Here is a 6,834-nt window from a genome sequence, read left to right as displayed (position 1 = left end):
GCCTGCGCATCTCGGAGGCGCTCGGCCTCCGCCCCATCGACCTGACGCCGGGCGCGACGAGCCTGCGGATCACCGGCAAGGGCGGCAAGACCCGCCTCGTGCCGCTGCTCCAGATCGTTTTCGACGCCGTGGAGATCTACAAGAAACTCTGCCCCTACCATCTCGAAGGCGAAAAGCCGCTGTTCCGGGGCGCCCGCGGCGGTCCGCTGCAGCCGGCGATCATCCAGCGGGAAATGCAGAAACTCCGGAGCGCCTTCGGCCTGCCGGAGACGGCGACCCCGCATGCGCTGCGGCATTCCTTCGCAACGCATTTGCTTGCCGGCGGCGGCGATCTGCGCACCATTCAGGAACTGCTCGGCCATGCGAGCCTTTCGACAACCCAGGTCTATACCGGCGTCGACTCCTCCAGATTGCTGGAAGTCTACGACCGCGCCCATCCCCGTGCTTAGCCCCTAAATCTGCCTGAACGAAGTTTTAACCAGTTGCGTTAAGCGCTTGTGCAGCCGCCATCGCTAATATGCCGGCAACTTTCAGACGGATGACATGATGACTCCCGCCTTTGCCTCCCCCACCGGCGCTTTGATGAAGCACGCCCAAGGTTTCATGCTGTGGCTGATCGCGGCCACGCATGTCGCAGCGCTCGCCTCTCTGCTTCTCATCCTCGGCTCATTGTCCCCGGCACGGGCGGAAACGCCGGCCTGTGATGGCAAGAACCTTCTCGAAGAGATGAAGGCCGAAAAATCGCCACTCTACGACCAGATCGTCGCCGAGGCCGCCAAGGTGCCGAACGGCAAGGGCATCTTCTGGAAGATCGAGAAGGTCGGGCTTCAACCCTCTTACCTGCTCGGCACCATGCACGTCTCCGACCCGCGGGTGCTGAAAATGCCGCTCGGCGCCGCCGAAGCCCATTCCAAAGCGAAGACCATCATCATCGAATCCGACGAGGTTATCGACGAGAAGAAGGCCATGGCCAAGATGCTGGCCAAACCGGAACTGATGATGCTGACGAATGGCAACACGATCGATTCGCTCTTGCCCAAGGACGATGTCGCGCTGCTCGAAACCGGCCTGAAGGCACGCGGAGTGCCGCTCTCGGCCGTTTCCCGCATGCGGCCGTGGATGCTGATGGCCCTCGTTTCCGTGCCGGCTTGCGAGCTCGCCCGCAAGGCGCAGAACGTCGCCTTTCTCGACAAGAAGATCGCCGAACAGGCCACCGCCGAAGGCAAACCGGTCAAAGGGCTGGAAACGCTCGAAGAACAGGCGGCGGCGCTGAACGCCATCCCGATCGAGCTTCACCTCAAGTCGCTGATCGAGACCATCAAGCTCGGCCGGCGCGTCGACGACGTTTTCGAGACGCTGACCGAAGTCTATCTCTCAGGCAATATCGGCCTTGCCATGCCGATGCTGAAAGCCGTGGCACCCGACGGCACCGAGGACGAAGCCGGTTACGGCGACTTCGAAAACCTCGTCGTCAGCAAACGCAACCACGTGATGGCCGATCGGGCGGCTTCCATCCTCGACCAGGGCGGCGCCTTCATGGCTGTCGGCGCCCTTCACCTGCCGGGCGAGGAAGGCCTTGTCGAGCTCTTCCGGAAACAGGGCTTCAAGGTGACGGCGATCAACTGACGCCGTCCATCCTTCATCGGCCACTCGTCATCCGCTTCAGCACATCGGTCTTCCAATAGAACTGATGCACCAGCGCCCCGCCGATATGGGCAACGATCAATGCCCACATCAAAATTTTCAGCGGCCCTGTATGGGCGAATGCGGCAGTCTTGTTTCCGAAATACCACGCGCCGATACCAGCCAGGGGCATGGCGACGAAGAGCGCGTAAAAAGCCCAGTGACTGATCTTCACCACCGCCCGCAGGAATGGAGGCTCTTGCCGCGGCTCCGGCGGAACACCTTGCACCAGCCGCAGACAGAGCCGGATCAAGCCGAGGACCAGCACGCTGATACCGACATAGGCGTGGATATTCGCCGCACTCACCTGCTCCGGCGTTAGTGCCTGACCGCGGAACATCAGCCGCCCGGCAGTCTCCATGGCGTCGGTGAAAAGCAGGTTGAACAGGATCAGCGCCGCCATCAGCCAATGTAGGATACGCTGCGGAACTGTGAAGGAGGAAGCCATTTTCTTGACCTTTTTCAGAAGGTTAGAGTGATGGAATCCAGTCTAGGTCCGTTTGCCGGAGGCTCAAGCAAAAGCGGCAACCCTGTCCAAGATTTAATCCTGGAATTGACCAATCGTAATTCCAAGCCGTGTGTTCGGCTGGAAGTGATCATCGTTATCGTCCGGTGACGGCAATTGCACCGAAGGCGCTGGTCGGTGTAAAAATTTCCGCCGTTTGATCTTGGAGGAGACGCGATATGGATCGATTTACCGGCGGTTGCCTGTGCGGCAACGTGCGAATTGTGGCGTCGGGACTGCCGTACCGGGTCGGCATCTGTCACTGTCTCGACTGCCGCAAACATCATGGAGCGCTTTTCCACGCTTCCGCGATATTTCCCCAGGACGCGGTGACGGTCGATGGCGAGACACGTGATTACGCCGGCCGGTTTTTCTGTCCCCGCTGCGGCTCCTCGGTTTTTGCACGCACCGCGGACGAGATCGAAGTCAACCTCGGATCCCTGGATGCCCCCGACCAGCTGACGCCAACCTACGAAAGCTGGATCATCCGCCGGGAGTCCTGGTTACCGCCGTTTCCGCTCGCTAGGCGATACGAGCACGATCGTGATGCCACGGGCCGCTTCGAAGGGTAGGCCTCACAAACGGCGAAAGGGCAGGACGATGTCCCACCCTTCCTTATCGTATCGGCATGAAAGCGCTGGACGCGCTCACATATGGATCGGCTTGAAGAAGGTCGCGAGCGCGGCTTCCTTGACGGCCTCCGACATGGTCGGATGGGCATGGCAGGTGCGGCCGAGGTCTTCCGACGAACCGCCGAATTCCATCAGCACGGCAATCTCGTGGATCATTTCGCCGGCGCCGAAACCCACGATATGGCCGCCGAGAACCCGGTCGGTGTCCTTGTCGGCCAGGAACTTCACGAAACCGTCCGTCGCCAGCATGGCGCGAGCGCGGCCGTTCGCCGTGAACGGGAACTTGCCGACCTTGTAGGCGATGCCCGCGGCCTTCAGCTCTTCCTCGGTCTTGCCCACGGACGCCACTTCCGGCTGGGTATAGACGACGCTCGGGATGACGTCGTAGTTCACATGGCCGTGCTGGCCGGCGAGGATTTCCGCCATCGCCACACCTTCGTCTTCCGCCTTGTGGGCAAGCATCGGTCCCTTGACCACGTCGCCGATCGCATAGATGCCTTCGACATTGGTCTTGAAGTGGCCGTCGATCTCGACGCGGCCGCGGTTGTCGAGCTTGACGCCCGCTTCCTCCAGGCCGAGGCCCGCCGTGTAGGGCTTGCGGCCGGTGGCGATCAGCACGACGTCGGCTTCGAGCGTCTGGGCGTCGCCGCCCTTGACCGGCTCGTAGGTGACCTTGGCGCCAGTGGCTGTCTTTTCGACGCCGGTGACCTTGGCATCCGTGCGGATGTCCATGCCCTGCTTTGCCATCATCCGCTGGAACTGCTTGGAGACTTCGCCGTCCATGCCGCCGAGCAGCTTGTCGAGATATTCGACCACAGTCACCTTGGCGCCGAGGCGCGACCAGACCGAACCGAGCTCCATGCCGATGACGCCGCCGCCGACCACGATCAGGTGCTGCGGCACCTTTTCAAGCGCGATGCCGCCGGTGGACGAGATGATCACCTTCTCATCGATCTCGACATTGACGCCTGGAATGCCCGCAACGTCGGAGCCGGTGGCGATGACGATGTTCTTTGTTTCCAATTCCTGGGCCTTGCCGTCGTCGCCGGTCACGGAGACCTTGGCCGCCGAGACGATCTTGCCGGTGCCGATGAAGCCGTCGATCTTGTTCTTCTTGAATAGGAAGGAGACGCCGTCGACGTTCGACTTCACCGTCGCGTCCTTGTGGGCCATCATCTTTTCAAGATTGAGTTTTGGCGCAGAAACCTCGACGCCGAGCGCATCCATGCCGTGGGCGGCGTGGGCGAACATTTCGGAAGCGTGCAGCAGCGCCTTGGAAGGGATGCAGCCGATGTTGAGGCAGGTCCCGCCATAGGTGGCGCGCTTTTCCACGACCGCGACCTTGAGGCCGAGTTGGGCAGCCTTCACCGCGCAGACGTAACCGCCGGGGCCGCTTCCGATGACGACGAGATCATATGCCATAGTTCTTTTTCCTTCTCTTCATCTCTTAGCGCCCGCCGCTCACGTCGAGTATGGCGCCGGTTACATAGGAGGCCGCTGGCGACAGAAAATAGAGGACGGCATCCGCCACCTCTTCCGCCCTGCCCGGCCGTTGCATGGGAACGCTGGGCGCCATGTCGCGCGCCCGGTCCGGCAGCCCGCCGGACGCATGGATATCCGTGTCGATAATGCCCGGCCGGATGGCGTTGACGCGCACGCCTTCGGTCGCGACTTCGCGTGCCAGGCCGATGGTCAGCGTGTCGATCGCCGCCTTCGAAGCTGCGTAGTCGACATATTGCCCCGGGGATCCCAGCTTGGCCGCCATCGATGAGATATTGACGATCGCGCCGCCCTTGCCGCCATGTCTCGTCGACATGCGGCGCACCGCCTCCCCGGCACACAGGATCGAACCGGTGACGTTGATCCGCATCATCCGCTCGATGCGCTCCGCGCTCATCTCGTCGATGCGCTGCGGCATGTCGACGATCCCGGCATTGTTGACCAGCCCGTCGAGCTGCCCGAAATGTCGGTCGACCTCCTGAAACATCGCGACGATCTCGGCCGCGTTGCCGATATCGGCCTGGACCGCTATCGCCTCGCCGCCGGCGGCCTCGATTTCCGAAACCACCTTTTCGGCTGCCTGCCGATTGGCCGCGTAGTTCACCGCCACCCGCCAACCACGGCTGGCGGCCATCAGCGAGACCGCCGCGCCGATGCCGCGGCTTCCGCCGGTCACCAGGAGAACAGGGTCTTCGCTCATGCCTTGCATTCCTTGAACTCGTAGAGGTCCCAGGGGACCTGTTTCAGACCGCTTTTGCCCCATAGCGTCGAATGTCGGATCGACGGGCCGAAGCCCGGCATCAGGATCGCGTCCGGCGCCAGGGTATTCGCCGCGCCCAATATGTCGATATGGCCGGTCGCCACATCAAGGGCATAGGGTACGCCGGTCCAGACCGTGCAGGCTCGAAGTTCGGCGCCGGTCGCATCGCCCTGCGGGCAGTTGTTCGTCACCATGCCACCCGGACGCTTGGATTCCTCGTCATACATGACGTTGCCGTCGAGCTTCAGCTTGCCCCCGGTGATCGTGAAGAGATGGCTGACCACGGCGGCGTCCGAACCGACCGGTTTGAATGAAAGCACGGTCCCGGCGGTCGCCTCGACGAACACGGCCTTCTCGATGGCACATCGCTCCGCGGCCAGCGCCATACCCGGCACCAGGCAGAATATCGGAAGCCATGTTTTCAAGGATGCGGTCATGGCGTCACCGGAACAGCGCGATGGTCATGGCGAGAAGCCCGATCAGGCTCACCGTCCAGACGAGGGAGCGGATATAGGGCACCCCTCCCATATAGAGCGGGATATAGACGACCCGGGAGACCAGCCAGATCCAGCCGCCGATCAGCCCCCAGCCGGGCGCGTCTCCAGCAAAGGCGACGCCGAGCAGCAGGCCGACGAAAGCCGGATAGGTCTCCTGGAAATTCTTCGAAGCACGCGCGGCACGCCCCGCGAACTTGTCCCTCGGCGCCAGTCCCTCGTCCCGCGGCCCTGCGTTCCATTCACGACCAAGCTCGCGGGTGGAGAGCGTACCCTGCAGCAGAACATGGAACACGAGAAGGACAACGCTCAAGGCCAGCAGCGTCATGTATGGCGTTGCGGTAACCCCGAGCGTTTCCATGGGTTCGTTCCCGGCTTAGAGATCGAGAACCAGGCGTTCCGGATCTTCGAGGCTTTCCTTGACGCGCACCAGGAAAGTCACGGCTTCCTTGCCGTCGACCATGCGGTGATCGTAGGAGAGCGCGAGATACATCATCGGGCGGATGACGATCTGGCCGCCGATGACGACCGGACGGTCCTGGATCTTGTGCATGCCGAGAATGCCGGACTGCGGGGCGTTGAGGATCGGCGAGGACATCAGCGAACCGTAGACGCCGCCGTTCGAGATGGTGAACGTGCCGCCCTGCATGTCGGCCATCGAGAGCGCGCCATCACGGGCAAGCTTGCCGAGGCGGCCGATATCCTTCTCGATTTCGGCGATCGACATCTGGTCGGCATTGCGCACGACCGGAACCACAAGGCCCTTGTCGGTGCCGACGGCGACGCCGACATGGCAGTAGTTCTTGTAGATGATGTCGGTGCCGTCGATCTCGGCGTTGACGGCCGGCAGTTCCTTCAGCGCGTGGGTCACGGCCTTGGTGAAGAAGCCCATGAAGCCGAGCTTGACGCCATGCTTCTTCTCGAACACGTCCTTGTAGCGGTTGCGCAGGTCCATGACCGCCTTCATGTCCACCTCGTTATAGGTGGTCAGCATGGCGGCGGTGTTCTGGGCATCCTTGAGGCGGCGGGCGATCGTCTGGCGCAGGCGCGTCATCTTCACACGCTCTTCGCGGGATGCGTCGTCGGCCGAGGAAACCGGACGCGGTGCCGCCGGAGCAGCGGGCGCCTGTGCCGGAGCGGAAATGCCCTTGGCGACGGCAGCGATCACGTCGCCCTTCAGAACCTGGCCACGCTTGCCCGAACCATCGATATCGGCAGTCGAGATGTTGTTGTCCGCAGCGACCTTTGCAGCAGCCGGAG

Annotated in this window: 9 protein-coding genes; 3 read left to right on the top strand and 6 right to left on the bottom strand. The window is 62.4% G+C overall.

Annotated elements, in window-relative coordinates; all coding sequences use genetic code 11:
• Together MOV61_RS27210 and MOV61_RS27205 are read left to right on the top strand one after the other, a co-directional pair.
• On the top strand, positions 1-449 hold a 449-nt coding region (locus MOV61_RS27210; protein ID WP_247138822.1), incomplete at its 5' end, for a tyrosine-type recombinase/integrase.
• Between the two features lie 97 nt (positions 450-546).
• The gene (locus tag MOV61_RS27205) at positions 547-1,626 is read left to right on the top strand and encodes a TraB/GumN family protein (RefSeq protein WP_247138823.1); all 1,080 of its coding nucleotides are present in this window, start codon (positions 547-549) and stop codon (positions 1,624-1,626) included.
• 13 nt (positions 1,627-1,639) lie between these two features.
• Here the strand turns inward: MOV61_RS27205 and MOV61_RS27200 are convergent, their stop codons facing one another.
• Complete coding sequence (locus MOV61_RS27200; RefSeq protein WP_038546498.1) at positions 1,640-2,131, bottom strand: cytochrome b; 492 nt, start codon at positions 2,129-2,131, stop codon at positions 1,640-1,642.
• Positions 2,132-2,367: 236 nt separating this feature from the next.
• Here MOV61_RS27200 and MOV61_RS27195 point away from each other — a divergent pair, with 236 nt between their 5' ends.
• Entirely contained in the window at positions 2,368-2,760 is a 393-nt protein-coding gene (locus tag MOV61_RS27195; protein ID WP_247138821.1) for a GFA family protein, read from the top strand.
• Positions 2,761-2,835: 75 nt separating this feature from the next.
• Here MOV61_RS27195 and lpdA read toward each other — a convergent pair whose 3' ends face one another.
• From lpdA to odhB, 5 genes are all read right to left on the bottom strand, one after another.
• Positions 2,836-4,242, bottom strand: a complete 1,407-nt coding sequence (gene lpdA / locus MOV61_RS27190) for a dihydrolipoyl dehydrogenase (protein ID WP_247138820.1) — start codon at positions 4,240-4,242, stop codon at positions 2,836-2,838.
• Positions 4,243-4,267: 25 nt separating this feature from the next.
• Positions 4,268-5,020: an SDR family oxidoreductase gene (locus tag MOV61_RS27185; RefSeq protein ID WP_247138819.1), complete on the bottom strand. Its 753-nt coding sequence runs from the start codon at positions 5,018-5,020 to the stop codon at positions 4,268-4,270.
• Positions 5,017-5,517 carry a hypothetical protein gene (locus MOV61_RS27180; RefSeq protein WP_247138818.1) on the bottom strand — a complete coding sequence of 167 codons (501 nt, stop codon included), beginning with the start codon at positions 5,515-5,517 and terminating at the stop codon, positions 5,017-5,019. Before MOV61_RS27180 ends, MOV61_RS27185 begins: the two co-directional genes overlap by 4 nt.
• Before the next feature lie 4 nt (positions 5,518-5,521).
• On the bottom strand, positions 5,522-5,935 hold the full coding sequence (locus tag MOV61_RS27175) for an MAPEG family protein (protein ID WP_247138817.1): 414 nt from the start codon (positions 5,933-5,935) through the stop codon (positions 5,522-5,524).
• A 15-nt stretch (positions 5,936-5,950) separates the two neighbouring features.
• The coding region (gene odhB, locus MOV61_RS27170; RefSeq protein ID WP_247138816.1) for a 2-oxoglutarate dehydrogenase complex dihydrolipoyllysine-residue succinyltransferase at positions 5,951-6,834 on the bottom strand (884 nt) is incomplete at its 5' end.

Origin of the sequence: Neorhizobium sp. BETTINA12A (assembly GCF_023006485.1) — a bacterium.
Lineage (GTDB): Bacteria > Pseudomonadota > Alphaproteobacteria > Rhizobiales > Rhizobiaceae > Neorhizobium.
This window is presented reverse-complemented; position numbering and strand designations above follow the sequence as displayed.

Excerpts from the sequence above, each read along its gene's own strand:
- MOV61_RS27180 (WP_247138818.1), bottom strand. The coding sequence starts at position 5,517 with ATGACCGCATCCTTGAAAACATGGCTTCCGATATTCTGCCTGGTGCCG.
- lpdA (WP_247138820.1), bottom strand. The coding sequence starts at position 4,242 with ATGGCATATGATCTCGTCGTCATCGGAAGCGGCCCCGGCGGTTACGTC.
- MOV61_RS27200 (WP_038546498.1), bottom strand. The coding sequence starts at position 2,131 with ATGGCTTCCTCCTTCACAGTTCCGCAGCGTATCCTACATTGGCTGATG.
- MOV61_RS27205 (WP_247138823.1), top strand. The coding sequence starts at position 547 with ATGACTCCCGCCTTTGCCTCCCCCACCGGCGCTTTGATGAAGCACGCC.
- MOV61_RS27175 (WP_247138817.1), bottom strand. The coding sequence starts at position 5,935 with ATGGAAACGCTCGGGGTTACCGCAACGCCATACATGACGCTGCTGGCC.
- MOV61_RS27195 (WP_247138821.1), top strand. The coding sequence starts at position 2,368 with ATGGATCGATTTACCGGCGGTTGCCTGTGCGGCAACGTGCGAATTGTG.
- MOV61_RS27185 (WP_247138819.1), bottom strand. The coding sequence starts at position 5,020 with ATGAGCGAAGACCCTGTTCTCCTGGTGACCGGCGGAAGCCGCGGCATC.